The organism is Pseudomonas sp. SJZ080, assembly GCF_007828295.1.
GTDB classification, from domain to species: Bacteria; Pseudomonadota; Gammaproteobacteria; order Pseudomonadales; family Pseudomonadaceae; genus Aquipseudomonas; species Aquipseudomonas migulae_A.
This window is the reverse complement of the sequence record NZ_VIUK01000003.1, coordinates 252,740-277,793: the sequence shown is the minus strand read 5'-3', so window position 1 is coordinate 277,793 and position 25,054 is coordinate 252,740. Positions and strand designations below refer to the sequence as shown.

Annotated in this window: 22 protein-coding genes; 14 read left to right on the top strand and 8 right to left on the bottom strand. The window is 60.2% G+C overall.

All coding sequences use genetic code 11. The annotated features are described in order from the left end of the window. Positions 1 to 168: 168 nt before the first annotated feature. Positions 169 to 1,545, bottom strand: coding sequence for an L-serine ammonia-lyase (locus tag FBY04_RS06075; RefSeq protein ID WP_145314785.1), 1,377 nt, complete (start codon positions 1,543 to 1,545; stop codon positions 169 to 171). Positions 1,546 to 1,680: 135 nt separating this feature from the next. On the opposite strand from FBY04_RS06075, the gene FBY04_RS06070 reads away from it, so the two are divergent. The 8 genes from FBY04_RS06070 to FBY04_RS06035 all read left to right on the top strand — a co-directional run bounded on the left by FBY04_RS06070 (position 1,681) and on the right by FBY04_RS06035 (position 9,855). Then, positions 1,681 to 2,628, top strand: a complete 948-nt coding sequence (locus FBY04_RS06070) for a LysR substrate-binding domain-containing protein (protein ID WP_084318162.1) — start codon at positions 1,681 to 1,683, stop codon at positions 2,626 to 2,628. Between the two features lie 213 nt (positions 2,629 to 2,841). Beyond that, the gene (locus tag FBY04_RS06065) at positions 2,842 to 3,249 is read left to right on the top strand and encodes an HPF/RaiA family ribosome-associated protein (RefSeq protein WP_084318163.1); all 408 of its coding nucleotides are present in this window, start codon (positions 2,842 to 2,844) and stop codon (positions 3,247 to 3,249) included. A gap of 286 nt (positions 3,250 to 3,535) precedes the next feature. After that, complete coding sequence (locus FBY04_RS06060; RefSeq protein WP_145314784.1) at positions 3,536 to 3,829, top strand: DUF3649 domain-containing protein; 294 nt, start codon at positions 3,536 to 3,538, stop codon at positions 3,827 to 3,829. Next, positions 3,826 to 5,406, top strand: coding sequence for a PepSY domain-containing protein (locus tag FBY04_RS06055; protein WP_145314783.1), 1,581 nt, complete (start codon positions 3,826 to 3,828; stop codon positions 5,404 to 5,406). The genes FBY04_RS06060 and FBY04_RS06055 overlap by 4 nt, the downstream gene beginning before the upstream one ends. Then, entirely contained in the window at positions 5,407 to 5,733 is a 327-nt protein-coding gene (locus tag FBY04_RS06050) for a DUF3325 domain-containing protein (RefSeq protein ID WP_145314782.1), read from the top strand. A 4-nt stretch (positions 5,734 to 5,737) separates the two neighbouring features. After that, positions 5,738 to 6,301: an RNA polymerase sigma factor gene (locus FBY04_RS06045; RefSeq protein WP_090473880.1), complete on the top strand. Its 564-nt coding sequence runs from the start codon at positions 5,738 to 5,740 to the stop codon at positions 6,299 to 6,301. Beyond that, entirely contained in the window at positions 6,298 to 7,284 is a 987-nt protein-coding gene (locus FBY04_RS06040) for a FecR family protein (protein ID WP_145314781.1), read from the top strand. Before FBY04_RS06045 ends, FBY04_RS06040 begins: the two co-directional genes overlap by 4 nt. 126 nt (positions 7,285 to 7,410) lie before the next feature. Continuing rightward, complete coding sequence (locus FBY04_RS06035; RefSeq protein ID WP_145314780.1) at positions 7,411 to 9,855, top strand: TonB-dependent receptor; 2,445 nt, start codon at positions 7,411 to 7,413, stop codon at positions 9,853 to 9,855. A 131-nt stretch (positions 9,856 to 9,986) separates the two neighbouring features. Here FBY04_RS06035 and FBY04_RS06030 read toward each other — a convergent pair whose 3' ends face one another. Continuing rightward, positions 9,987 to 10,862, bottom strand: coding sequence for an AraC family transcriptional regulator (locus tag FBY04_RS06030; protein WP_145314779.1), 876 nt, complete (start codon positions 10,860 to 10,862; stop codon positions 9,987 to 9,989). 138 nt (positions 10,863 to 11,000) lie between these two features. On the opposite strand from FBY04_RS06030, the gene FBY04_RS06025 reads away from it, so the two are divergent. Beyond that, positions 11,001 to 11,903, top strand: coding sequence for a DMT family transporter (locus FBY04_RS06025; RefSeq protein ID WP_084318170.1), 903 nt, complete (start codon positions 11,001 to 11,003; stop codon positions 11,901 to 11,903). 28 nt (positions 11,904 to 11,931) lie between these two features. On the opposite strand, the gene FBY04_RS06020 is transcribed toward FBY04_RS06025, so the two are convergent. The 3 genes from FBY04_RS06020 to FBY04_RS06010 all read right to left on the bottom strand — a co-directional run bounded on the left by FBY04_RS06020 (position 11,932) and on the right by FBY04_RS06010 (position 14,971). Continuing rightward, positions 11,932 to 12,441: a DUF2165 domain-containing protein gene (locus tag FBY04_RS06020; protein ID WP_145314778.1), complete on the bottom strand. Its 510-nt coding sequence runs from the start codon at positions 12,439 to 12,441 to the stop codon at positions 11,932 to 11,934. Between the two features lie 173 nt (positions 12,442 to 12,614). Further along, a complete protein-coding gene (locus FBY04_RS06015) occupies positions 12,615 to 13,589 on the bottom strand; it encodes a D-glycerate dehydrogenase (RefSeq protein WP_145314777.1) in 975 nt (324 codons plus the stop codon). 413 nt (positions 13,590 to 14,002) lie between these two features. Continuing rightward, positions 14,003 to 14,971, bottom strand: coding sequence for a LysR family transcriptional regulator (locus tag FBY04_RS06010; RefSeq protein WP_084318173.1), 969 nt, complete (start codon positions 14,969 to 14,971; stop codon positions 14,003 to 14,005). Between the two features lie 262 nt (positions 14,972 to 15,233). Here FBY04_RS06010 and FBY04_RS06005 point away from each other — a divergent pair, with 262 nt between their 5' ends. From FBY04_RS06005 to FBY04_RS05990, 4 genes are all read left to right on the top strand, one after another. Next, entirely contained in the window at positions 15,234 to 16,742 is a 1,509-nt protein-coding gene (locus FBY04_RS06005) for an efflux transporter outer membrane subunit (protein WP_145314776.1), read from the top strand. 147 nt (positions 16,743 to 16,889) lie between these two features. Beyond that, positions 16,890 to 19,082: an FUSC family protein gene (locus FBY04_RS06000; protein WP_145314775.1), complete on the top strand. Its 2,193-nt coding sequence runs from the start codon at positions 16,890 to 16,892 to the stop codon at positions 19,080 to 19,082. Beyond that, on the top strand, positions 19,072 to 19,272 hold the full coding sequence (locus FBY04_RS05995) for a DUF1656 domain-containing protein (protein ID WP_008153498.1): 201 nt from the start codon (positions 19,072 to 19,074) through the stop codon (positions 19,270 to 19,272). The genes FBY04_RS06000 and FBY04_RS05995 overlap by 11 nt, the downstream gene beginning before the upstream one ends. Before the next feature lie 25 nt (positions 19,273 to 19,297). Continuing rightward, positions 19,298 to 20,161, top strand: a complete 864-nt coding sequence (locus FBY04_RS05990; protein ID WP_145314774.1) for an HlyD family secretion protein — start codon at positions 19,298 to 19,300, stop codon at positions 20,159 to 20,161. A gap of 131 nt (positions 20,162 to 20,292) precedes the next feature. On the opposite strand, the gene FBY04_RS05985 is transcribed toward FBY04_RS05990, so the two are convergent. The 3 genes from FBY04_RS05985 to FBY04_RS05975 form a co-directional block, all read right to left on the bottom strand. Next, the gene (locus FBY04_RS05985; protein WP_145314773.1) at positions 20,293 to 20,688 is read right to left on the bottom strand and encodes a DUF4440 domain-containing protein; all 396 of its coding nucleotides are present in this window, start codon (positions 20,686 to 20,688) and stop codon (positions 20,293 to 20,295) included. A gap of 120 nt (positions 20,689 to 20,808) precedes the next feature. Next, positions 20,809 to 21,633, bottom strand: coding sequence for an SDR family oxidoreductase (locus FBY04_RS05980; RefSeq protein WP_084318178.1), 825 nt, complete (start codon positions 21,631 to 21,633; stop codon positions 20,809 to 20,811). A gap of 33 nt (positions 21,634 to 21,666) precedes the next feature. Further along, positions 21,667 to 22,131, bottom strand: coding sequence for a multidrug transporter (locus tag FBY04_RS05975; RefSeq protein WP_084318179.1), 465 nt, complete (start codon positions 22,129 to 22,131; stop codon positions 21,667 to 21,669). A gap of 160 nt (positions 22,132 to 22,291) precedes the next feature. Here FBY04_RS05975 and FBY04_RS05970 point away from each other — a divergent pair, with 160 nt between their 5' ends. Next, positions 22,292 to 25,045 carry an RHS repeat-associated core domain-containing protein gene (locus tag FBY04_RS05970; RefSeq protein ID WP_145314772.1) on the top strand — a complete coding sequence of 918 codons (2,754 nt, stop codon included), beginning with the start codon at positions 22,292 to 22,294 and terminating at the stop codon, positions 25,043 to 25,045. Positions 25,046 to 25,054: the final 9 nt, after the last annotated feature.

The following is a 25,054-nucleotide window of genomic DNA, read 5'->3' as shown; positions in this document are numbered from 1 at the left end:
AACAATGATCGCCTCTTTAGGAACGAGCTTGCTCGCGACGGTCGTCAATGATTACACGTGTTTACTGGCTAAGCGCGGTGCTCTGAAGTCCATCGCGAGCGAGCTCGCCTCTACAGGAGATCTTGCCCGTTTCGGGGCGTGTGTTCGCTGAGGGTGCAATCAGAGCGATCAGCACTCCACCCAGCTCACCGCCAGGCCTCCCCGTGATGTCTCTTTGTATTTGTCATGCATGTCAGCGCCGGTATCGCGCATGGTGCGGATCACCCGGTCCAGGGAAATGAAGTGTTTGCCGTCGCCGCGCAGGGCCATTTGCGTGGCGTTGATCGCCTTCACGGCAGCGATGGCATTGCGCTCGATGCACGGCACTTGCACCAGGCCGCCGACCGGGTCGCAGGTCAGGCCCAGATTGTGTTCCAGGCCGATTTCGGCGGCGTTTTCCAGTTGCTCCGGCGTGGCCCCGAGCACATCCGCCAGGCCAGCGGCGGCCATGGCGCACGCCGATCCGACTTCACCCTGACAGCCGACTTCGGCGCCGGAGATCGAGGCGTTTTTCTTGCACAGAATGCCGACCGCCGCCGCGCCCAGAAAGAACGCCACGACATCATCGTCCGACGCGTCCGGGTTGAATTTCATGTAGTAGTGCAGGACAGCGGGAATGATCCCGGCCGCGCCGTTGGTAGGCGCGGTGACCATTCGTCCTCCGGCGGCGTTTTCTTCGTTCACGGCGAGGGCGAACAGGTTCACCCATTCCATCGCCGACAGCGTCGAAGTGATGACATTCGGCTTGCCGATTTCCAACAGGCTGCGATGCAATTTCGCCGCACGGCGCGGAACATTCAGCCCGCCGGGCAGGATCCCTTCGTGCCGCAAGCCCTGCTCGACGCACTCGCGCATCACCGACCAGATATGCAGCAAGCCCTGGCGGATGTCGGCTTCGCTGCGCCAGGCCTGTTCGTTGGCCATCATCAATTCGGAAACCCTGAGCCCATGCTGATTGCAGAGCTTGAGCAGTTCGGCTGCACTGGAAAAGTCGTATGGCAGCACCACGTCACCGGCCGGCGCGATACCGGACTCGGCTTCGGCCGCTTCGATGATGAAACCGCCGCCGATCGAGTAATACGTTTGCTCTGATAATTCGCCGGTTTCGCCGAAAGCTGTCAGAGACATGGCGTTGGGGTGGTAGGGCAGGCTTTCGTCGAGTAGCAGGAGGTCGCGTTGCCAGTCGAAGGCAATGGTGGTTTGGCCGGCCAGATTCAGTTCGCCGCTCTCCAGCAATGTGTGGATGCGGCTGTCGATGGAGGTCGGATCGATGCTGTCCGGCCATTCGCCCATCAGGCCCATGACACAGGCGCGATCAGTGGCGTGGCCGACACCGGTGGCCGAGAGGGAACCGTACAGGCGGATTTCCACTCGACGGACGGCATCGAGCAAATTCTGCTCGATCAGTGCCTGGGCGAAGGTCGCGGCGGCGCGCATCGGGCCGACGGTGTGGGAACTGGACGGACCGATGCCGACTTTGAAAAGATCAAAAACACTGATAGCCATGCTAAAGCCTATACAAACAATGGAAGTGAAATCGCTGCCATTTTTGTAGGCCAAGCGCAATGTCGGCGATACTGCCTGCCTCGGTCCTACGTGACCAACGAAACTTCCTAAGACAGCCTTTAGCAGGACTAAACAATGAGCCGCCAATTGCACGCCCAGACGTATGTCTGGCTGCACGTGTTTTCCTGTGCCGCGCGGCACCTGTCGTTCACCCGATGCGCTGAAGAACTGCACATCACGCCGGGTGCGGTCAGTCAGCAAATCCGTCAACTGGAAGAACGGTTGGGTTTTCGACTGTTTCATCGGCGTGCGCGGGGGGTGGAATTGAGCGCGGAGGGCCAGCGACTGGCCATTACCGTCAACGAGGCCTACGGCAGCATCGACGCCGAATTGCGACGACTGGACGCTGGAATGATCAGCGGGACTTTGCGGGTGCGCTCGATTCCATCGTTCCTGAGCAAATGGCTGACCCCGCGTCTGCCGCGCTTGCAGCAGCGTTTCCCGGACATTCAATTGCGCCTGGTGGCGGAGGACAGCAGCGTGCCGTTGCACGAGGGCGACTTCGACTTGGCCATCGATCTGAATGACGGCAGTTACCCCGGCTTGTTATCCACAGCGTTGCTCGACGAGCAGATCTTTCCGGTCTGCGCGCCGAGCCTGTTGCGCGGGCGGCCGCCGTTGCACGGCCCGGCAGACCTGTCGCACTTTCCGTTGTTGCACGACATCACGGCCTGGCGCGGCAGTTATGAGTATGCGGAATGGGAGTTCTATCTCAACGCCATCGGCTTCGAGGGCGCGGACGTGCGGCGCGGGCACACGTTCAATCGCAACCACCTGACCATCGAAGCGGCCATTGCCGGAATGGGCGTGGCGATCGCGCGTCGCACCTTGCTGAACGATGAACTGGAGCGCGGGACGTTGATTGTGCCGTTCGGTCTCGCGGTGCCGAATCACAAACGTTACATGCTGCTTTATGCGCCGGGGGCGCTGAGCCATCCGGGCGTGCGTGCGGTGCATGACTGGCTGGTGGAGGAAGCGGCGGTTTTTCGAGGCCTGCACCCGCTGGCGGAGCGGCAGATGTGAGCAATTGTGACAAAGAAGTGAAGCGACCCAACTCCCGACCTTAACAGCGCTTTTGCTCCTTGTCCGGCTTTTTTTGCGAATGAAAATTTATCTTTTTTCAGGGGTTGAATTGTTCGACGCACAGACCGATTGTGTAACCAAGAGGTCACGGTGATGAAGCCCAAGGGCCAGCCGAAGGGCCTCTCGCGAGCTAGCTGAAATAAGGGATGAACTATGCAAATCCAAGTCAACAGCGATAACCATATTCAAAGCAGCATCCGACTGGAGGAGTGGGTACGTACTACCATTGAGAGCACGCTCGAACGTTATGAAGAGGACCTGACACGCGTCGAGGTCCATCTGCGGGACGAAAACGGCGACAAGCCAGGTCCCCATGATTTGCGCTGCCAGCTGGAAGCGCGGCCAAAAGGCCACCAACCGATTTCTGTCACCCATAAAGCCGAAAACCTGGAACTGGCGATCGACGGTGCGGCTGAAAAACTCGAACATGCGCTGGACCATCTGTTCGGCAAACTGCGGGGCAAACCACGTGCCGCTGTGGTGCCGTTCGAGAGGCGTGCAGCCGATGCGCTGCTGGAAGACGAGTTTCTCGAGAACGAACAGGCTGCACTGAATGGTTGACGCCTGAATCACCTTTTACTTTCCACTACTGAAAACGGGCCTGCTTATGCAGGCCCGTTGTTGTTTCTGGGGTTGGTAAATTCTTCAGGTTGATGAATACCTGTGGCGAGGGGATTTATCCCCGTTGGGCTGCGAAGCGGCCCCAAAATCTGCAACCACCATGCATCATTGGATCAAAACCCAGGAAAAGCCGGATCTTTTTGCGTATGAGAATATTTATCATTAATATTGCGGCTTTGTTGGCCTCCTGACTTTCTCGCGGCCTCACCTGTTCCAAGGCCGAAACATGAAAGTACTTCCCGTTTCCTATCGATTGGCCGTCACCTCGCGAGTGCTGGCGGCGGTGCTGGGCGGCTATATCGTCGCGGCGCTCGCCAGTGTCAGCCTGAGTCTATGGGCGTCCATGCCCCGCGCCGACGCGGTGGTGACCGGGATGATGACCTCGTTTCTGGCCTACCTGTGCGCGGTGATCTGGTGCTTTGCCTGCCGTAGCGCATGGCGGGCCTGGCTCGGGTTGATCGTGACGAGTCTGGTGCTGGCGGTAGTTTCGGGGCTGGCGTATTGGATGGGCCACTCATGAAAGAGGGCTTTCGTCAGGCGATGGCCTGGCTGCACACTTGGGCCGGGTTGATCTTCGGCTGGTTGCTGTTCGCGATTTTCCTGACCGGCACGCTGGCCTACTTCAAGGACGAAATCAGCCACTGGATGCAGCCGGAAATTCCTGCCCGTTCGGTGAGTTCCGAAGCCAGTCTGAACCTGGCGCAGAACTACCTCCAGCAACACGCCGCCGGTGCCTCGCGCTGGCTCATCGACTTGCCCGATGCCCGCGAACCTGGCTTGTCAGTACGCTGGCAGCAGAGCCCGGCCAAGCGTGGCGAACGCGGCCAGTTCACGGAAAAACTCCTCGACCCGCAAACCGGCGCCGAAGTGCAGGGCCGCGAAACCACAGGCGGCGAGTTCTTCTACCGCTTCCACTTTCAACTGCAGATGCCGTATCCGTGGGGGCGCTGGCTGTCGACCATCGCCGCTATGGTGATGTTCGTCGCGCTGATCAGCGGGATCATCACCCACAAGAAAATCTTCAAGGACTTCTTCACCTTCCGCCCGCGCAAGGGTCAGCGTTCCTGGCTCGACGGGCACAATGCCGTGGGCGTTCTGGTGCTGCCGTTCCACCTGATGATCACCTACAGCAGCCTGGTGATTTTCATGTCGATGGTGATGCCGGCGAGCATCCTGGCCTCCTACAACTGCGATGTCCGGGCGTTTTTCGATGAGGTGTTTCCGGCGTCCTCTACGCCTGAGCTTGCGGGCAAACCGGCACAGTTGGCGCCGCTGGCACCGTTGCTGGAACGGGCTCGGGAGCAGTGGTCGGGTGGGCGTGTCGGGCGCCTTACCGTGAACCATCCGGGCGATGCGAATGCCTCGGTCGTGCTGGTGCGTGATGGCGCCGACCGTGTGGTCCACGACTTCGGCAGCGCCGTGACCTTTAACGGCGTCACTGGACACTTGCTCGCTACGACGCCGGAGCAATCGCTGCCGAGGGCGATTGCCGGCAGTTTCTACGGTTTGCACATGGGCCATTTCGCCGGCCCGGTGCTGCGTTGGCTGTACTTCATCTGCGGGTTGGCCGGCACGGCGATGATCGGCACCGGGCTGGTGGTCTGGCTCGGCAAGCGTCAGCTCAAGCACGCGAAAAGCGGCGTGATGCCGTTCGAGTTGCGGCTGGTGGAAGTGCTGAACATCGCCGGCATGTCCGGACTGATGCTCGCCGTGGCCGCGTTCTTCTGGGCCAATCGTTTGTTGCCGGTGGACGTGGCCGGGCGCGCGGATTGGGAAGTGAACAGCTTCTTTATCGTCTGGGGCTTGAGTGTGTTGCATGCCATGGCCCGCCGTGGCCGTGCGGCGTGGGTCGAACAGTTGGCGCTGGCGGCGCTGCTGTTTGGCGCGGTGCCGGTGCTGAACGCCCTGACCACACCGTATCACTTGGGAATCACGCTGGTGCAGGGCGATTGGGCGATGGCCGGTTTCGACCTGACGTGTCTGGGCAGCGGTCTGTTTTTCGCCTGGGCCGCGTGGAAAATGCAGCGTTCGGGAACGGCTGAAGCCGTTATTCGACAACGTGCGCAACCGATCACCCCTGAGCGAGAGGTGAACTGAATGTTGCTGGCCCTGTTGCTCTGTTACGGCGGCTTCACCGCGCTGTGTTTGTCGATGGACCGGCATCACGCCGAGCTGTTGGGCTGCAAGCCGTCGGCCCGTCGCCGCCGGGGCATGAAGCTCGGTGGCTGGGTGTTGCTGGCCTTGTCGCTGTGGGCGGCGGTGTCTTCGACCGGTTGGGGGCTTGGGTTGGTGGAGTGGTTTGCGGTGCTGATGCTCAGTGCATTGCTGCTGGTGCTGTTGATGCCCTATCGACCGCGTCTGGCGTTGTCACTGGCGGGTGTGAGTCTGCTCATCAGCCCCGTTGCCGCGTTTGCGCAGTATTGAACTGATGATCACCCGTCCTCCTGACTCCCACGACGAAGAACCTCGCGAAGCGCGTGCGCATTTCCTGCAGGTGTTCTTGTCCCAGCGTTCGCAAATGGAAGCGCTGGTGAACCGCCGCGTGGGGTGTCGGGCAACGGCGGCGGATCTGGTGCAGGATTTGTTTTTGCGCTTCTGGCGCCGGCCGCTGGTGCAGGTCGAAGAGCTCAGCACGTACCTGTTGCGCTGCGCCGGCAACATCGCCATCGACCACTTGCGCAGTGAAGGCACACGGGTGCGGGTCAATGAGGGCTGGCAACCGGATCAGCCCGACAGCCACGGCAGTGAACCCCAGGCTGCGCTGGAGGCCGGCAATGATTTGCGCCACGTCGAAGCCGCGTTGCGCGCGTTGCCCGAGCGCACGCGCCAGATTTTTCTGCTCAATCGCATTCACGGCCGCAAGTACGCCGAGATCGCGAAGGCCATGGGGTTGTCCCAAAGTGCCGTGGAAAAACATATGATGCGCGCCCTCGAAGCCTGCAAGGCCAGCCTGCGGGATCCCGAACCGCGCACGCCAGGGAAAGCACCGTGAATCAGCTTGACCGCGTCACCCCGACGCCCGTTCAGGTGCAGGCCGCTTTCGCCTGGCTGAGTCTGTTGCATGACCAGCCGAGCAGCGGCGACCAGGCCACGTTCAGCCATTGGCTGCAAGCCGACCCGGCCCATGCCGAGGCCTACGCCCAGGCGCAAGTGGTGTGGGAATTGAGCGAAGTGCCGGCGCGTACGTTGGCCAATGAAGACGCGTTTGCCTTGCAGGGCTACCTCAACGCCATGAATCAATCGCGTCGCAGCAGTGTTCGGCGCTGGTCCGGTGCGCTGGCGATGGCGGCGTGCCTGTTGTTGATGATCTGCCTCGGCTCAGGCTGGCAGCCGATGCGCTGGGTCGACGACCTGGGTGCTGATTATGTATCGGCACCGGGGGAAATTCGCACCGTCACGCTGGCAGATCAATCGCAGGTTACCCTGGATGCCGACAGCGCCATCGCCGTGGATTTCAGTCGCGGCGAGCGCCACGTTCAGTTGCGTCGCGGCGCTGGTTTCTTCAGCGTGACGCACACGGGCGAGCCGTTTGTGGTCGATGCGCAAAAGGGTCAGGCGCGGGTGCTGGGCACGCAGTTTGAAGTGCGTTTGCAACCTCATGGCGCGCAGGTCACGGTGTTGTCAGGGCGGGTTGGTGTGACCGCGGACAAGCACGCCGAGCAACAGATTCTGAGCGCGGGCCAGCAAATGGCTTACGGCGAAGGTGCGGCGGAAAAACTGCAGGCCGTGGACAGCGAAGCGCAGTTGGCGTGGCGCCAGGGCTGGCTCAATTACTACAAGGCGCCACTGGCCGAGGTGGTGCAGGACCTGCGACGTTACTACCCGGGGCGGATTGTGCTGCTCAATGATGAACTGGCAGCGCGGCGGATCAGTGGCAGCTTTCCGGGCAAGGATCCTCAGGCGGTGTTGAGTTCGTTGCAGGGGGTGCTGGGGTTTGAGCAGCATAAAGTGGGGCAGCTGATTATTTTGCGGTGAAGCAAAGTCTTTTGATCTTTTCAAATATTTTCAAAATTATGGTGAGGTAAACCCAAGCCCCATCCGTGTAGTGACTGAAACTGCGAGTCATTCGCATCCGTAGCGGTTCTACACAGGTCATGAGCAATGAAGTCCAGGGCAAAATCGGGTTCGGTCAAACAGTGGTTGGGTGCCTCGGCGCTGGTTATTTCGGCATCGGGCATTTCGGCTTTGGCGTTGTTGCCATTGAGCGTGGCATTGGCCGCTGAGGCCGACACGACGCAGCAGCGCTCGCAGTTCAACTTTGCGATGGTCGCCAAACCGCTACCCCAGGCCTTGAGCGACTTCAGCCGGATTACCGGCATCAGCGTGGTCTACACCGACGAAGCACCGTACGGCGTTACCGCGCCAGCCGTCAGCGGGCAGATGAGCGCCGAACAGGCGATCCAGCGTTTGCTCAGCGGTTCGGGTTTGACCTTCCGTCGCACCGATGCTCACACCCTGGCGCTGGAACCGCGGCCCACTGAAGGCGCCCTGAACCTGGGCGCGACCACCATCACCTCGGTGATGGATCGAACCATGAGCTACCAGCCGCCGCCGACCAGTTCGGTGATGCGCTCGTCGGCCTTGCTCCAGGAAATTCCCCAGACCGTCAACGTGATCCCGGCCCAGGTCATTCGTGACCAGGCGCCGCGCAACCTTGATGACGCGCTGGCCAACGTCAGCGGCATCACCCAGGGCAACACGCTGGGCAGCACCCAGGATTCGGTGATGACCCGCGGCTTCGGCGACAACCGCAACGGCTCGATCATGCGCGACGGCATGCCGGTGGTGCAGGGCCGTGGCCTCAACGCCACGGTCGATCGGGTCGAAGTGCTCAAGGGCCCGGCCTCCTTGCTCTACGGCATTCAGGACCCGGGCGGCGTGGTCAATATGGTCAGCAAGAAACCCGAACTCGAGCAGTACAACGCGTTGACCCTGCGCGGCTCGACCTACGGCGATGGTAAAAACGGCAGCGGTGGCGGCCTCGACAGCACTGGCGCGCTCGGTGATTCCGGGCTGGCGTACCGCATGGTGCTGGATCACGAAGACGAAGATTACTGGCGCAACTTCGGCACCCACCGCGAGACCCTGGTGGCGCCATCCCTGGCCTGGTTCGGCGAGAGCACCAAGCTGTTGTTCGCCTATGAACACCGTGAATTCCTGACCCCGTTCGACCGCGGCACGCTGATCGACCCGCGTGACAACCATCCGTTGGACATCTCCCGCGAACGTCGCCTCGACGAGCCGTTCAACAACATGGAAGGGCGCTCGGACCTCTATCACTTCGAGGCCGACCACGAGCTCAACGACAACTGGAAAGCGCACTTCGGCTACAGCTGGAACCGTGAAACCTACGACGCCAGCCAGGTGCGCGTCACGGCCATCAACACCGCCAAAGGCACGCTGACCCGCAGCATGGACGGCACGCAAAACGCGATCAGCACCGACCGCTTCACCACCGCCAGCCTCGAAGGCAAGGTCAATGTGCTGGGCATGCAGCATGACCTGGTGTTCGGCGTCGATGATGAGTACCGCAAGATCTACCGCGAAGACCTGATCCGCCAGAAAAGCCTGACCACGTTCAGCTACCTCAACCCGGTCTATGGCCGTGAAGTCGCCGGCACCACCGTCAGCCCGGCCGACAGCGCGCAGACCGATTTGCTGCGCAGCGATTCGCTGTTCCTGCAGGACTCGATCCACCTCACCGACCAGTGGATTCTGGTAGCCGGCGGACGTTTCCAGGAGTACGACCAGTACGCCGGTAAAGGTGTGCCGTTCAAGGCCAACACCGACAGCAACGGCCAGAAGTGGGTGCCGCGCGCCGGCCTGGTGTACCGCTACACCGACGAGTTGTCGTTCTACGGCAGCTACACCGAATCGTTCAAACCCAACTCGACCATCGCACCGTTGAGCGGCAGCAGCACCGTGCTCGACGGCAGCGTGGCGCCGGAAGAAGCCAAGTCCTGGGAAGTCGGCGCCAAGCTCGATATTGCGGGCCGTGTGACGGGTAATGTCGCGTTGTTCGACATCAAGAAACGCAACGTGCTGGTGGCCAACTCCGAAGGGCCGGTGACGATCTACAGCGCTGCCGGCGAAGTGCGTTCCCGTGGGCTGGAAGTGGATCTGACCGGTCAGCTCAGCGATCGCTGGAGCATGATCGGCAGCTATGCCTACACCGATGCCGAAGTGACCGAGGACCCGACCTACAAAGGCAAAAAACTGCAAAACGTCGCCAAGAACACTGGCTCGCTGTCGGCGGTCTACGACTTCGGCACCATCGTGGGCGGGGATCAGTTGCGGGTCGGCGCGGGCGCGCGGTATGTCGGTGAGCGGGCGGGCAACGCGGTGAATGATTTTGATCTGCCGAGCTACACCGTGGCCGATGCATTCGCCACCTACGACACCAAGGTCGAAGGGCAGAAGGTCAAGTTCCAGCTCAACGTGAAGAACCTGTTTGACCGTACTTACTACACGTCGGCGGCGAGCCGGTTCTTTGTGTCGATGGGGGATTCGCGGCAGGTGTCGCTGTCCAGCACCTTGGAGTTTTAATCACACACCGCGTCATCGTTCATCGTCGGAGCGCCGCCCGGAGCAAGCCCGCTCCCACAGTTGGAATGCATTCCCCTGTGGGAGCGGGCGTGCTCGCGAAAGCTGCCTGACAGGCGCCGAAAACATTAGGCCTACCGCAAAAACGCCTGCCGATACTCCCCCGGTGTCCCACCCAGAACCTGCCGAAACCGGTTGGTAAAGTGACTCGCACTGGCAAACCCGCACGCCAGCGCAATCTCCCCCAACGGCTGCGATGTTGTCCGCAACAACTCCCGCGCCCGGCTCAGCCGCCGCGCCAACACATACTGATGCGGCGGTAAACCAAAGCTCTCCCGGAACATCCGCGCAAAGTGATACTCCGACAGCGCGCACAACCCAGCCAATTGTCCCAGGCTGATGGCTTCGGCCAACTGATTGTCGATGAACTCGACTAACTGCCGTCGCTGGTGCGCCGCCAATCCGCCCTTGAGTCGCAAGCCGTCGCGCATCCCGACCTGGCCGAGCAGCACGTGGCTGAGCATTTCATGGGCCAGGCTGCTGGTGAGCAGGCGTTCGCCGGGTTCGTTCCAATTGAGCGTGAGCATCTGGCGAAAGCGTCGGGCTTGCTGCGGGTCGTCCAGAAAAGTCCCTTCGCGCAACTGCAGCTCGCGAGGTTCGCGGTCCAGCAGCGTGACGCAACCGAGGGCGAACTGTTCGGGACTGAAATACAGATGGGCCAGGCGAATGTCGCCGTTGATCACCCAGCCTGACTGATGGTCGGCGGGCAGGATGCACAGCTTGTCCGGGCCGCCCTTGGTGTCGGGCCGGTCGCGGCGAAAGGTGCCGGTGCCACCGGCGATGTAGCAGGACAGAGTGTGGTGGCTCGGCGCTTCGTAGTCCTGGGCGTCGTGATGGTTGCTCCACAAGGCTGCAGCCATACCGTCACCGAGCTCGGCGCTGTGCTCGAGGCGAGCATTGGGCGAGCGGTTGAGGGCTTGAAAGACTTGCAGTGATTCCAGTGCGGGCATGATCGCTTCTCTCCAACGCCTTGCATCCTACTCCGTAGACCTTGAGCTGCCAGCCTCTGCACCGACAAAAGCGCAAGTTTATGCAAGTGCGAAAAGGTTTGGCGCAGGACACTGGGCACCTATTGAGGAGCCTTCGCCATGAACCTTTCGCTGTACCTGCTGACCGTGCTGATCTGGGGCACCACCTGGATTGCCCTGAAATGGCAATTGGGCGTGGTGGCCATCCCGGTGTCGATCGTTTATCGCTTCGGCCTCGCCGCGCTGGTGCTGTTTGTGCTGTTGTTGCTCAGCCGCAAGCTGCAAGTGATGAACCGTCGCGGACACCTGATCTGCCTGGCGCAGGGGCTCTGCCTGTTCTGCATCAATTTCATGTGCTTCCTGACTGCCAGCCAGTGGATACCCAGTGGCTTGGTGGCCGTGGTGTTTTCCACCGCCACGCTGTGGAACGCCCTGAACGCGCGGGTGTTCTTCGGCCAGAAAATCGCTCGCAACGTCCTGCTGGGTGGCGCGCTCGGTTTGCTGGGGTTGGGTTTGCTGTTCTGGCCAGAACTGGCCGGCCACACCGCCAGCCCCGAAACCTTGCTCGGCCTGGGCCTGGCGTTGCTTGGAACGCTGTGTTTCTCGGCGGGCAACATGTTGTCGAGCCTGCAGCAGAAGGCTGGTCTCAAGCCGCTGACCACCAACGCTTGGGGGATGGCATACGGCGCGGCGATGCTGTCGGTGTGGTGCCTGGTCAAAGGCATTCCCTTCGACATGGAATGGAATGCACGTTACATCGGCTCGTTGCTGTACCTGGTGATTCCGGGCTCGGTGATCGGTTTCACTGCCTACCTGACGCTGGTCGGGCGCATGGGCCCTGAGCGTGCAGCCTATTGCACGGTGTTGTTCCCGGTGGTGGCGCTCAATGTGTCGGCGTTTGTCGAAGGCTACCAATGGACCGCACCGGCGCTGGTGGGGCTGGTGATGGTGATGCTGGGCAACGTGCTGGTGTTTCGTAAACCCAAGGCGCCGATGGTGCAGGGGAATGGCAAGTTGGCGTAAAGACTTTTCGGATCGAGTGCGATTGCACTTAACGCTCGATCCTGAGGGCCACATACATCATTAGCGGCAGGATGAAATCGACAATATGTCGAGCCCAGTCTTTGTAGTTCCATTGTTGTGATTCATCCATGTTGAACCACTCGACACCAATGATCTGAAAGCAGACGTAATAGATAAATACGGCGATCAACAAACCAGTCAGTGCGTACTTCTTGGCCTCGTGGAATTTTTTGGCGCTGGTGTTTATGTTCTTGTAAAGATGGTAAGTGCCCATCATGCAAAAGACCGTGAAGAGCACTTCGAGGGTAATGATTAACCAGTAGATCCTGTGGTGGGCCATGGGTGAGGTAATGGCGCGATAACTGTATTTTTCGCGATCGAGGGTGGTGTCCATGCTGAGGATGTGGGCGATGTATTCGTAGTTGGTTGGGTAGTCGGTGAAATTGCTAACCAACATAAAAAAACCAAAGAAACTAATGAACAGCATCAGTGTGGCTTTGCTGATTCTGATTGTTTTATCGGTCGTTAAATGATTCAAGGGAACAGTTCTCCAAAACAGGTTTCCGTCAAGACGGTTAAGTAAGGAGAGTCTATAGCTTGATGTGTTAGTTGAGGCGTGGGCACAATTGCAAATTGTGTAGTGTTGGCTTTTTAGTTGCCGATGTTTAGTTGTAGGCGGGCAGGCGCTTTAATCGCCTGCCCACATGTTTATCAGCCTTTCCAGACTTGCGGGTTCACCAGGTCTTGCGGTCGTTCACCCAATAAGGCGCTGCGCAGGTTGGCCAAGGCACGATTGGCCATCGCTTCACGGGTTTCATGGGTCGCCGAGCCGATGTGCGGCAAGGTCACTGCGTTTTTCAGTTGATACAGCGGCGATTCGGCCAGCGGTTCTTTCTCGTAGACATCCAGCCCGGCGCCACGGATCTGATTGTTCTGCAGCGCTTCGATCAGTGCCGGTTCGTTCACCACCGGACCACGGGCGATGTTGATCAGAATCGCACTGGGTTTCATCAACGCCAGTTCGCGGCGGCTGATCAGGTGTTTGGTCTTTTCACTGAGCGGCACCACAAGACAGACGAAATCGGCCTCGGCCAACAGCTCATCCAGGCTGCGGAACTGCGCGCCGAGTTCTTGTTCCAGCGCGGTTTTACGGCTGTTGCCGCTGTAGATAACCGGCATGTTGAAGCCGAGCCGACCGCGACGGGCGATGGCTGCGCCGATGTTGCCCATGCCGACAATGCCCAGGGTTTTGCCATAGACGTCGGTGCCGAACAGCGGCGCGCCGACGGTCGCCTGCCATTGACCGGCCTTGGTCCAGGCATCGAGTTCGGCAACGCGACGGGCGCTGCTCATCAGCAGGGCGAAGGCCAGGTCGGCAGTGCTTTCGGTGAGGACATCCGGCGTGTTGGTCAGCATGATCCCGCGTTCGTTGAGATAGGCGACGTCGTAGTTGTCGTAGCCAACCGAGACGCTGGACACCACTTCCAGTTTGCTCGCGTTCTCCAGTTGCGCCCGGCCGAGCTTGCGACCCACGCCGATCAGGCCATGGGCGTGGGGCAGGGCTTCGTTGAATTGAGCGTTGATGTCGCCGTTTTTCGGGTTGGGCACGATGACGTCGAAGTCCTGCTTGAGGCGTTCGATCATTTCAGGCGTGATGCGGCTGAAGGCGAGGACGGTCTTTTTCATGGGAGGAGGGCTCGTCGGGCGTGGAGAATGCCAAGCACGCTAACATTCTTCCCCGCTTTTATGCGAGTGCCCGGATGGTTCGGATGCACGCGTTTCTCTGTAGGAGCCGGCTTGCTGGCGATCCAGGCACCTCGGTCCGTCTGGCGCACCGCGTCGCCTGGATCGCCAGCAAGCCGGCTCCTACGGATTGGGTGTTGTGAAGCTGTTTTACCAAACCTGGTCGCTGATTTTTCTACGACGCCCAAAGCCTACCCATCTCGCGTCCCACACGATAATCGACAGAACGTGTCGGAAACATCCTGGGACACCACACCTTTGTGGGAGCGGGCTTGCTCGCGAAGGCGTCGTGTCAGCCAACATCTGAGCTGAATGACACGCCGCTTTCGCGAGCAAGCCCGCTCCCACAAGGGGGATCAATTCGCCAATCGCGCCCCAGCCAGACTCCCGCTCAACTCATACGCCGCCAGTTCCGCCTGATGCGCCGCCAGAATATCCGGCAACGAGCCGCGTAAATACTCGACCCAGGTCTTGATCTTCGCATCCAGGTACTGCCGCGAGGGGTAGATCGCATACAGGTTCAGTTCCTGCGACCGGTAGTTCGGCATCACCCGCACCAGCGAGCCATTACGCAACCCTTCAATCGCCGCATACACCGGCAACACGCCGACACCCATGCCGCTGGTGATCGCGGTCTTCATCGCGTCCGCCGAGTTCACCAGGAACGGCGAGCTTTGAATGGTGACCATTTCCTGGCCTTCGGGCCCGTCGAAGGTCCACTTCTCCAGTGGAATCACCGGGCTCACCAGGCGCAGGCACGCATGGTTCAGCAAATCGCTGGGTTTCTGTGCGCAACCGTTGGCTTTCACATAGGCCGGTGAAGCGCAGACGATGCTGTAGGTGATCCCCAGACGCTGGGACACAAAACCCGAATCCGGCAGTTCGCTGGCGAGGACGATCGACACGTCGTAGCCCTCGTCGAGCAGGTCCGGCACGCGGTTGGCCATGGTCAGGTCGAAGGTCACATCCGGGTGAGTCTTGCGATAGCGGGCGATAGCGTCGATCACGAAGTGCTGACCGATGCCGGTCATGGTGTGCACCTTGAGCTGCCCGGCGGGGCGCGCGTGGGCGTCACTGGCCTCGGCCTCGGCTTCTTCGACATAGGCCAGGATCTGCTCGCAGCGCAACAGGTAGCGCTTGCCGGCCTCGGTCAGGGCGATGCGGCGGGTGGTGCGGTTGAGCAGGCGGGTTTGCAGGTGGGCTTCCAGGTTGGAGACCGCGCGCGAGACGTTGGCCGTGGTGGTGTCGAGTTGCACGGCGGCGGCGGTGAAGCTGCCGGCCTCGGCCACGTAACTGAAGGCGCGCATGTTTTGCAAAGTGTCCATGAGGTGCTCTCGGGTGCGATGGCAAATTGTGACACAACGTTTCAATGTCTGAGACCCCGACCAAGGGATTATCGCGTTAACGGTAACAAAGATTCACAGGAATCCCGGCTTATCGCCAATCAACCCCACCTCTAAAATTGCGCCGACTGTAGGAGCCGGCTTGCTGGCGATGGCATCACCACGGTCTGTCAGCCAGACCGCGGCGATACCATCGCCAGCAAGCCGGTTCCTACAACCTCCTCTCTTTCAGGAAATCGCAGCAGTGCCGCGTCGCATCAGCAGAGCGCTTCAGACGCTCAGTGTTTTGGCTTTAACCCTGGCAATCAGCGGCTGCATCGGAACCGGAGGTATTGCCCCGCAGGGCAAGGCACTGGAGGCCAATTCCCTGGCCACTGACGAAGCCATCCAGAGCGCCGCGCAGGACGCTCACTGGCCCACGGCACAATGGTGGCAAGCTTACAGCGACCCCCAATTGAACCGCTGGATCGACCTTGCGCTGCAAGGCAGCCCGACCATGGCCATGGCCGCCGCGCGGGTGCGTCAGGCCAGATCCATGGCGGGCATCGCCGAGTCGGCCGAGTCGCTGCAGATCAATGGCCAAACCACCCTGAAGCGCCACAACTGGCCCACCGATCAGTTCTACGGGCCGGGTGAACTGGCCAACACGACGACCTGGGACAACAACGCGGCGCTGGGCTTCAGCTACGCCCTCGACCTTTGGGGGCGCGAAAGCAATGCCACCGAGCGCGCCGTCGACATGGCGCACATGAGCGTCGCCGAAGCGCGCCTGGCCCAGCTCGAGTTGCAGAACAACATCGTGCGCGCCTACATCGAACTGTCGCTGCATTACGCGCAACGGGACATCGTCGCTGCGACCCTGAAACAGCAACAGCAAATTCTCGACCTCGCACAGAAGCGTCTGAACGGCGGCATCGGCACGCACTTCGAAGTCAGCCAGGCCGAAACGCCGCTGCCGGAAACTCACCGCCAGCTCGATGCCCTTGATGAAGAAATAGCCCTCAGCCGCAACCAGCTCGCTGCCCTGGCAGGCAAGGGGCCGGGCGATGGCGCGCAGTTGCAGCGACCGACGCTGGCGTTGGGCACGGCGTTGAAATTGCCGTCGTCGCTGCCCGCGCAATTGCTCGGCCAACGTCCGGACGTGGTCGCCAGTCGCTGGCAAGTCGCGGCGCAGGCGCGGGGCATTGATGTCGCTCACGCCGGTTTCTACCCCAACGTCGATCTGGTCGGCAGCCTCGGCTACATGGCCACCGGCGGTGGAGCGCTGGAATTCTTGACCGGCAAGAAACTGAATTACAGCGTCGGTCCGGCGATCTCGCTGCCGATTTTCGACGGCGGCCGTTTGCGTGCCGAGCTGGGTGAAGCATCGGCCGGTTATGACATCGCGGTGGCGAAGTACAACCAGACGTTGGTCAATGCGCTGAAGAACATCTCCGACCAGTTGATCCGCCGCGAGTCCATGGACAAGCAGCAAACCTTCGCTGCCGAGTCCGTGGCCACCGCACAGAAGACTTACGACATCGCGATGATTGCCTATCAACGCGGGCTCACCGATTACCTCAACGTGCTCAATGCCCAGACGCTGTTGTTCAAGCAGCAGCAGGTTCAGCAGCAGGTTCAGGCCGCGCGGCTGAGTGCGCACGCCGAATTGGTGACCGCGCTCGGCGGTGGACTCGGTACGGGCAACGATGTGCCGAAAGACAACCAGACCGCTGCACCGAAAACCCCGGCCATGCTGAAGATATTGAATTGAACAATGACCCTGTGAGAGCGGGCTTGCTCGCGAAAGCGGTGGGTCAATCAATCTCGATGTCGCTTGATACACCGTCTTCGCGAGCAAGCCCGCTCCCACAGAGGCCGAGTTCTGGCCGCACCATTTTTCACCGATGAGCAGGATTCCATGACTCCCTTGCCCGCACCTCTGCGCTGGCTGTATTCCCTCGAATGGCGCCGGGGTTTCTTTGAATGGGCACGCAGCGACGGCGTGACCTGGGTCTACATTTTCAAAGTATTGTTCGCCGCATTCCTGACCCTGTGGCTGGCGATGCGCCTGGAATTGCCGCAGCCGCGCACGGCGATGATCACGGTGTTCATCGTCATGCAGCCGCAAAGCGGGCAGGTGTTCGCCAAAAGCTTCTACCGTTTTCTCGGCACCTTGACCGGGTCGGCCGTGATGGTCGCGCTGATTGCCTTGTTCGCGCAAAACACCGAACTGTTTCTCGGTTCGCTGGCGATCTGGGTCGGCATCTGTTCGGCGGGTGCCGCGCGTTATCGCAACTTCCGTGCGTATGGTTTTGTACTGGCCGGTTATACGGCGGCGATGGTCGGGCTACCAGCGTTGGCGCATCCGGAAGGCGCCTTCATGGCGGCGGTGTGGCGGGTGCTGGAAATCTCCCTGGGGATTCTCTGCGCCACGGTGGTCAGCGCCGCGATTCTGCCGCAAACCGCCAGTGCGGCCATGCGCAACGCCTTGTATCAGCGCTTCGGCGTGTTCGCGTTGTTCGTCACCGATGGTTTGCGCGGTCGCAGCAAACAGGACACGTTCGAAGCGAGCAATGTGCGCTTCATCGCCGAGGCGGTCGGCCTGGAAGGGCTGCGCAGCGTCACCGTGTTCGAAGACCCGCACATGCGTCGGCGCAACGGTCGGCTCAGTCGCCTGAACAGCGAATTCATGGGCATCACCACACGCTTCAACGCCTTGCACCAATTGCTTGAGCGCTTGCGCAGCAGCGATGCCGATCACGTGGTCGCGGCAATCAAACCGGGGTTGCAGGACCTCGCCGAAGTGCTCGACGGCTTCAGCGGCCGTGCCCTGACCAGCCCCGACGCAGCACGTCTGACGACCGCGTTGACGACCTACAAGCACAACTTGCCGGCGCGAGTTCGCAGTCTGCGGGCGGTCTTTCAGGAGACCAGCCCGAGCGACGCCGAGCTGCTGGATTTTCACACCGCGTACGAGCTGCTCTACCGCTTCGTCGATGACCTGCACAGTTATGCACAGACCCACGCGTCCCTGGCCGATCACCGCCATGAACGAGAGCAATGGGACGAGCCGTTCACCCCGCAAACCAACTGGATGGCATCCGCCGCTTCGGGGATTCGCGCGGCATTCATATTGGTCGTGCTCGGCAGCTATTGGGTCGCAACGGCGTGGCCGAGCGGGGCGACCATGACCCTGATTGCAGCGGCGACTGTCGGGTTGTCCGCCGCGACGCCCAATCCAAAACGCATGGCATTTCAGATGGCCTGCGGCACGTTCCTCGGCGCCCTGATCGGCTTCGTCGAGATGTTTTTCATCTTCCCGTGGATCGACGGTTTTCCACTGCTGTGCGTGATGCTTGCGCCAGTGATCGTGCTCGGTTCCTTCCTGACTTCGCGCCCGCAATACGCCGGTGTCGGCCTCGGCTTGCTGATTTTCTTCAGCACCGGTTCGGTGCCGGACAACCTCACCGTGTACAACCCTTACACCTTCATCAACGACTACATCGCCATGGTGCTCGGCATGCTGGTGTGTGCGGCGGCGGGGGCGATCATCCTGCCACCCAACAGTCGCTGGTTGTGGCGTCGGCTGGAGCAGGATTTGCGCGGGCAAGTGGTCTACGCGATCAGCGGCAAACTCAAAGGACTGGCCTCCAGTTTCGAAAGCCGTACGCGTGACCTGCTGCATCAGGCCTATGGTCTCGCGGCCGGCCAGCCGCAGGTGCAACGGGACTTGCTGCGCTGGATGTTCGTGGTGCTGGAAGTCGGTCACGCGATCATCGAGCTGCGCAAGGAACAGGCGATTCTGCCGGTGCACCCGGCGTATGCCGAATCGCAGCCGTGGCGCCAGGCGATCCGGGTGATGGGCCGCTCGCTGGTGCGGCTGTTTCTGCAACCGAGCCAGAGCAATCTGGAACGCGGACTGATTGCGGTCGATCACGCGATCAGCCGCGTGCAAGCCACCGACGAACCCTTCGCCCCGCACTTCGATACTTCGGCGTTGCGTCGGGTCAAGAGTTACCTGCACTTCATCCGCACCTCGTTGCTCGACCCGCAATCGCCGCTCGCCGCTTACGTGAACGCCCCGTCTCAAGGACTTGAACATGCCTCGTGAAATCGCCTTCCACGGCGTGTACATGCCGACCATGACGCTGATGTTTTTCATCGCCGCAGCACTGGCCTGGGCGCTGGACCGGTTCCTGTCCGGGTTCGACCTGTACCGCTTCTTCTGGCACCCGGCGCTGCTGCGCCTGAGCCTGTTTACCTGTCTGTTCGGCGCCCTGGCGCTGACGGTCTACCACTGACTCTCTATCACTGAAGAAGGCTCTGATGAAAAAGCTTTTCAGCCTGCTCGCCACCCTGCTGGTGCTGGCCCTCGCGCTATGGATCGGCCGGACCCTGTGGGTGCATTACATGAACACGCCGTGGACCCGCGATGGCCGTGTGCGTGCCGACATCATCAACGTCGCCGCCGACGTCACCGGTGAAGTGGTGGACGTGCCGGTGCGCGACAACCAACAGGTGAAGAAGGGCGATTTGCTGATGCGCATCGACCCCGAGCACTACCGCATCGCGGTCAAACAGGCGCAGGCAATGGTGGCTTCACGCAAGGCGACGTGGGAGATGCGCAAGGTCAACGCCCATCGCCGCGCCGACATGGATGCCTTGGTGATCTCCAAGGAAAACCGTGACGACGCCAGCAACATCGCCGACTCGGCCCTCGCCGATTACCAGCACGCGCAAGCGCAACTGGAAGCGGCCGAACTCAACCTCAAACGCACCGAAGTGCGGGCGGCGGTGGACGGTTATGTGACCAACCTCAACGTCCATCGTGGCGACTACGCACGCATCGGCGAAGCGAAAATGGCCGTGGTCGATATGAACTCGTTCTGGGTCTACGGCTTCTTCGAAGAAACCAAGCTGCCCCACGTGCGCGTCGGTGACAAGGCCGACATGCAACTGATGAGCGGCGAAGTGCTCAAGGGGCACGTGGAAAGCATCTCGCGGGGCATCTATGACCGTGACAATCCGGAAAGTCGTGAGCTGATCGCCGATGTGAACCCGACCTTCAACTGGGTGCGCCTGGCACAGCGCGTGCCGGTGCGGATTCACATTGATGAAGTGCCGGAGGGCGTGCTGCTGGCGGCGGGGATCACGTGCACGGTGGTGGTGAAGCAGGATAGTGGGGTGTAACCGTTGGACCGAGGCGTCTGTATCGCCAGCAAGCCGGCGCCTACAAATATGCGTCGTGCACGATTCTCGGGTTCGACGCATGACCTGTAGGAGCCGGCTTGCTGGAGATGGGGCCGACTCGGCCTGACAGCTCACGCCTTGCAGAAAGTCTCATGCAAATGCCGCCAAAGAATTTTGCCTTCCACCTTCTCGAACACCACAGTCGAGCGACGATCGGAGTGCAGGCCGGTCGCATCCGTCTGCTGCTCGCGGTAACTCACAGTGGCGCCACCATCATGTAATGCGAGGCCACACAATTCGCTCAGCTCGATCCGGAACCCGAGTTTCTTGCCACCCGCCAACGTGAACAGTTCGTTCAACGCCGCAAAATCCAGCACCCGGCCCAACGGCGAGACCATTGAAAACTGCGGCGAAAAGCGCGTCAGCAGGTGTTCGAGTTCGGACGCGTCCCTTTCTTCGGCCAGCCACTGTTCGATGGCGACGTGCGCCTGGATGACTTCGTCGAAGTACTCTGTGTAGTCGGTCATGTTCGATTCCTGACATTTTGTAGCGCCTGGATGGGCCTCTTCGCGAGCAAGCCCGCTCCCACATTTGGAATACATTTCAAATGTGGGAGCGGGCTTGCTCGCGAAGCGGGCGACTCGGTCTCAGAGCTGCCCACGCAACCCGAACCGTTTCATCAACCCCGACTCCAGCAACCCTTTGGGCAACAGCCCCGCCATCAACGGCAACGCCCGGCTGCCATTGCCCAAGCGAACCAGCCGTGGTGGCTTGCTCTGCTGCACGGCCTTGAGCAAACCGGCGGCAAATTCACTGGCCGGCGTCGGATTGTCCTGAGACGCCTTGGCTCGCGCCCGAATGCCTTCTCGCAGTGGAAACCACGGCGACTGCTCGCTGATCAATTGCTCAGCCTCAGCCCCGGCATTCTTGGCAAAACTGGAGGCGATGGCGCCCGGCTGCACCTCCATCACCCGCACGCCAAACGGCGCCAGTTCCATGCGCAACGCATCGCTCAAGGCGTGCACGGCGGCTTTCGACGCGCAGTAGGCACCCGCGAACGGCGTGACCAACACGCCGGACACACTGCCGATATTCACCACGATCCCTTTGGCCCGGCGCAACACCGGAAACAGCGCGCGCGTCACGCCGACGATGGCAAACACATTGGTTTCGAACTGCCGTTGCATGGCCGGTACGCCACCGTCCAGTAGCGGGCCCATCGCCCCATAACCGGCGTTGTTGATCAGTACATCGAGGCCACCATGCCGTTGATTGATCTGTTCGCTCAACTGTTCGAGTGCCGCGCCATCGTTGACGTCCAGTTGCACGGCGGTAAAACCGGCTGCCGCCAGGACCGCCACGTCTTCAGCCTTGCGGGCGCTGGCCCAGACTTCGTAGCCGGCTGTTTTGAACGTGTCGGCCAGGGCGCGGCCAATGCCGCTGGAACAACCGGTAATCAACGCAACGGGCATGGCGCGGTCCTTGTGCAGAAGAGAGAAAAGGGCTCAGTCGGAGAAACTACCCTGCAAACGCTCGGCGCGAAACTCCAGGGTTTGCGGGCGATAGCCGGGACGCAGTGGCGGCATGGGCAAACAGTCTTCCCAATTTGCCCCTGCCTGCAATTCGCCGGGGCCGCGATAACGCGGCGCGGTGTATTGGTTGTCGGCGAGGTTGACCGTATCACCCGGCGCGTAGGCGGCGATGCGCCAACGCAGCTCGGTCAGCGGCACATCGTTGCCATTGTTCATCTTCAATAGCAACGGGCGATCCGCTGGACACTGCTCCGGCGCGTAAGTGATGCGCAACTCAAGACGTGCCAGTTGCTTGACTTCGCGGTTGTCCATCCAGATCACCCAAGTGGCTACCACGCCCAATCCAATGGCGGCCGCTACCGAGACGGGCAAGGCCTTGGCCGGGTAACGCAGCAACAGGATCAGCCAGGTGATGACCAACAGGACGCCGATAAACATGTCGCACAACCTCGCAGGAGAGAGGCTCATCCTACCTAAGGGCGGGTGTGCTTGGCGATGGGCGTGGTGAGGGCGACCGTTTGTCGAGCCTGTAATTTGTGACAGTAGCCATGCATGAGGTTTCAGCATTAGCTGGTGCAAATCGACATGAAGACACCTGATGCAGCCTCACTTGGTTTTCATACACCGCAACACCCCAAAAGTAGCGGTCGTTGAACCGCGGGGGTTGGCTGTGCGCTCGGTGGATTATTACCGTGCCGTGGAGGAGGAAGGCGTCGATGCGCGGGTCAATCGCACGGTTCATGACCCTGCGGGGCGGGCGATTGCGCAGTGGGATCCGCGGTTGTTCCTGAATGCCTCGGCGCCGGCCAATCTGGTGACGATTCATGGCCTCTCGGGCACTGCCTTGTGCACCCTCAGTGTCGATGCCGGGCTGCATGTGAGTCTGTTCGGTGAAGCGGGTCAACCGGTTCACAGCTGGGATGGTCGGGGTTCGCAGCACTGGATGCACTACGATAATCAGCTGCGATTGACGGCGCTGTTCGAGCAAGCAGCGGACGGCGAAGCGGTTTGCGCGGAACGTTTGAATTACGCGGCCAACGATCAGGCGTTCGTTGATCACAACCAATGCGGTCAACTGATCCGGCATGACGATCCGGCAGGTACACAACTGTTCGAGGCGTTTGGATTGATGGGCGGGCTGCTTGAGCAGACTCGGCATTTTCTGCGCGCACTGGAGTCCCCCGACTGGCCTGAATCTGCAGCTGAATGCAATGAATGGCTGGAGCCGGGCCCCGGCGCAACCACCCATTCACGTTTGAATGCGCTGGGCGAGTCTGTTGAACAGACCGACGCCCAAGGCAACCGTCAGTTCTTTAACCACACCGTCGCCGGTCAGTTGCGCGAGGTTCGACTGCAGCTGCGGAATGACACAACGCAGAAAACACTGGTCAGCGCCATCCAGTACAACGCCCATGGCCAGACCGAGCGGGAAGTGGCGGGCAACGGCGTGATCACCATGGTCGAGTACGCCCCGGCAGATGGTTGTCTGATCCGTCTGCACGCCAAACGCGGCAGTCACGTGCTGCAAGATTCCTCTTATGAATACGACCCGGCGGGCAATGTGCTGCGCATCGAAGACGCTGCCGTACCCGTTCGTTACTTCGCCAATCAGCGCATCGAACCGGTCAACCGATACGACTACGACTCCCTTGATCAGTTGATCCGCGCGACGGGCTGGGAGGTCGGCGGCACAAATAAAGGCCCACAGTTTTCTGTCTTCGACGATCCCGCGCCACGGGGCAATTACTGTCAGACCTATCGTTATGATCGTGGCGGCAACCTGTTGGAACTCAGCCACAAAGGGCCGCAAAACCATGGACACCGCTTGGTCGCCGCGCCGTTCAGCAACCGCTGTCTGCCGGTGATCGAGGGCGTGGAGCCGGGTGAGGAGGATTTTCGCGCGGGCTTCGACAGCAACGGCAACCTGCTGAAACTGCAGCCAGGACAAACGTTGTTCTGGAACTTGCTCAATCAGTTGAGCGAGGTGCGGCCGGTAGCACGCGATTCTGCGGCCTCCGACAGTGAACGTTACCTCTACGGTGCCGACGGCATGCGCGTGCGCAAAGTGCGTTCGATGCAAACCAATGCTCGAACGGTGATGGCTGAAGTGCGTTATTTACCGAGCCTGGAAATTCGTACGCACAGCGGCACGGGTGAAGTGCTCCATGTGATCAGCGTCCAGGCCGGGCGCAGCAGTGTGCGGGTGTTGCACTGGGAAACGGTGCCGCCGAAGGACAGCGCCAATGATCAGTACCGGTACTGTCTGAATGATCATTTGGGGTCTTGCACCCTGGAGCTCGACAGTGAAGGAGAAGTGATCAGCCAGGAGCGGTATCACCCGTTTGGGACTACGGCTTGGTTTGCCGGGAGGGGGGAAGTTGAGGCGAGTCGTAAAACGGTGAGGTATTCGGGGAAAGAGCGGGATGCGACAGGGCTTTATTATTATGGGTTTCGGTATTACGTGGCGTGGTTGCAGCGGTGGTTGAGTCCGGATCCGGCGAAAGATATAGAAAGCTTGAACCTTTACGTGTTTGTAAGTAATAGCCCAGTTGCTCGTTATGATAGGGAGGGATTAGTAAGTTGGCCGTGGAGTCGTTCTGCTCAGTCCATGTCCTCCTCTGTAGATAAGTTAGTTGAAGTTTTTAATCGAGATAACAATGGGCGTCTGCGAGTGATGCTTGATGATGAACGTGATAAATATGGTGGTGTTCTTGAGCACTTGGCAAGCTTTGATCAAAACACTTCCGCATTAGAAGAATATGTTGAGGGCGGGAGTGGAGTTTATGCTCAGATTAATAACGAGCTTCGTTCAGGTCAAACTTCTGGAGATCCTGAGCTGTCAAGCCTAATGGAAGAGCTTAAGCAAGAGGTCGAAAATCTATCCGAATACGAAGGAGAAGTTTATCGCGCTACACGGACACCTCCTGGAGTTTATGGGAAGCTCATAAATAAGAGTGATGCAGTAATGGATATGGCTTATATGTCGACCAGCGCGATACCTCATCATGCGATAGATTGGCTTGAAACTTGGGTTGATGGAGGCAGCAACAATGAAAAAAATGAAAGGGTAATATTTATTTTCGACAAAAGTACGACGAAGAAAGTCGCTTCCGCAGGTATGCTGACTGATCATGTTTTGATTAAGCCTAATGCCGTGTTTAAAGTAAAAGACGTGCGCCATATTGAGTCGGCTCAGTACGGAAGTTTAATTGTGGTGGGGCTTAAGCCGGCAAATGATCCGAGCGCTAAAGATATAAAAAATATTTTTTCGGGGGAGGTTTTGCTGCCAGCGATTAATGATAGTGTCACTCGTCGTATAAGGGGTGTGTTTAGCCGATGGTTGAAAAGTTGAGGTGCTGCG

Excerpts from the sequence above, each read along its gene's own strand:
- FBY04_RS05995 (WP_008153498.1), top strand. The coding sequence starts at position 19,072 with ATGCCTCGTGAAATCGCCTTCCACGGCGTGTACATGCCGACCATGACG.
- FBY04_RS05975 (WP_084318179.1), bottom strand. The coding sequence starts at position 22,131 with ATGTTTATCGGCGTCCTGTTGGTCATCACCTGGCTGATCCTGTTGCTG.
- FBY04_RS06015 (WP_145314777.1), bottom strand. The coding sequence starts at position 13,589 with ATGAAAAAGACCGTCCTCGCCTTCAGCCGCATCACGCCTGAAATGATC.
- FBY04_RS06025 (WP_084318170.1), top strand. The coding sequence starts at position 11,001 with ATGAACCTTTCGCTGTACCTGCTGACCGTGCTGATCTGGGGCACCACC.
- FBY04_RS06075 (WP_145314785.1), bottom strand. The coding sequence starts at position 1,545 with ATGGCTATCAGTGTTTTTGATCTTTTCAAAGTCGGCATCGGTCCGTCC.
- FBY04_RS06070 (WP_084318162.1), top strand. The coding sequence starts at position 1,681 with ATGAGCCGCCAATTGCACGCCCAGACGTATGTCTGGCTGCACGTGTTT.
- FBY04_RS05990 (WP_145314774.1), top strand. The coding sequence starts at position 19,298 with ATGAAAAAGCTTTTCAGCCTGCTCGCCACCCTGCTGGTGCTGGCCCTC.
- FBY04_RS06000 (WP_145314775.1), top strand. The coding sequence starts at position 16,890 with ATGACTCCCTTGCCCGCACCTCTGCGCTGGCTGTATTCCCTCGAATGG.
- FBY04_RS05980 (WP_084318178.1), bottom strand. The coding sequence starts at position 21,633 with ATGCCCGTTGCGTTGATTACCGGTTGTTCCAGCGGCATTGGCCGCGCC.
- FBY04_RS06010 (WP_084318173.1), bottom strand. The coding sequence starts at position 14,971 with ATGGACACTTTGCAAAACATGCGCGCCTTCAGTTACGTGGCCGAGGCC.
- FBY04_RS06030 (WP_145314779.1), bottom strand. The coding sequence starts at position 10,862 with ATGCCCGCACTGGAATCACTGCAAGTCTTTCAAGCCCTCAACCGCTCG.
- FBY04_RS06055 (WP_145314783.1), top strand. The coding sequence starts at position 3,826 with ATGAAAGAGGGCTTTCGTCAGGCGATGGCCTGGCTGCACACTTGGGCC.
- FBY04_RS06050 (WP_145314782.1), top strand. The coding sequence starts at position 5,407 with ATGTTGCTGGCCCTGTTGCTCTGTTACGGCGGCTTCACCGCGCTGTGT.
- FBY04_RS06045 (WP_090473880.1), top strand. The coding sequence starts at position 5,738 with ATGATCACCCGTCCTCCTGACTCCCACGACGAAGAACCTCGCGAAGCG.
- FBY04_RS06035 (WP_145314780.1), top strand. The coding sequence starts at position 7,411 with ATGAAGTCCAGGGCAAAATCGGGTTCGGTCAAACAGTGGTTGGGTGCC.
- FBY04_RS06065 (WP_084318163.1), top strand. The coding sequence starts at position 2,842 with ATGCAAATCCAAGTCAACAGCGATAACCATATTCAAAGCAGCATCCGA.
- FBY04_RS05985 (WP_145314773.1), bottom strand. The coding sequence starts at position 20,688 with ATGACCGACTACACAGAGTACTTCGACGAAGTCATCCAGGCGCACGTC.
- FBY04_RS06060 (WP_145314784.1), top strand. The coding sequence starts at position 3,536 with ATGAAAGTACTTCCCGTTTCCTATCGATTGGCCGTCACCTCGCGAGTG.
- FBY04_RS05970 (WP_145314772.1), top strand. The coding sequence starts at position 22,292 with ATGCAGCCTCACTTGGTTTTCATACACCGCAACACCCCAAAAGTAGCG.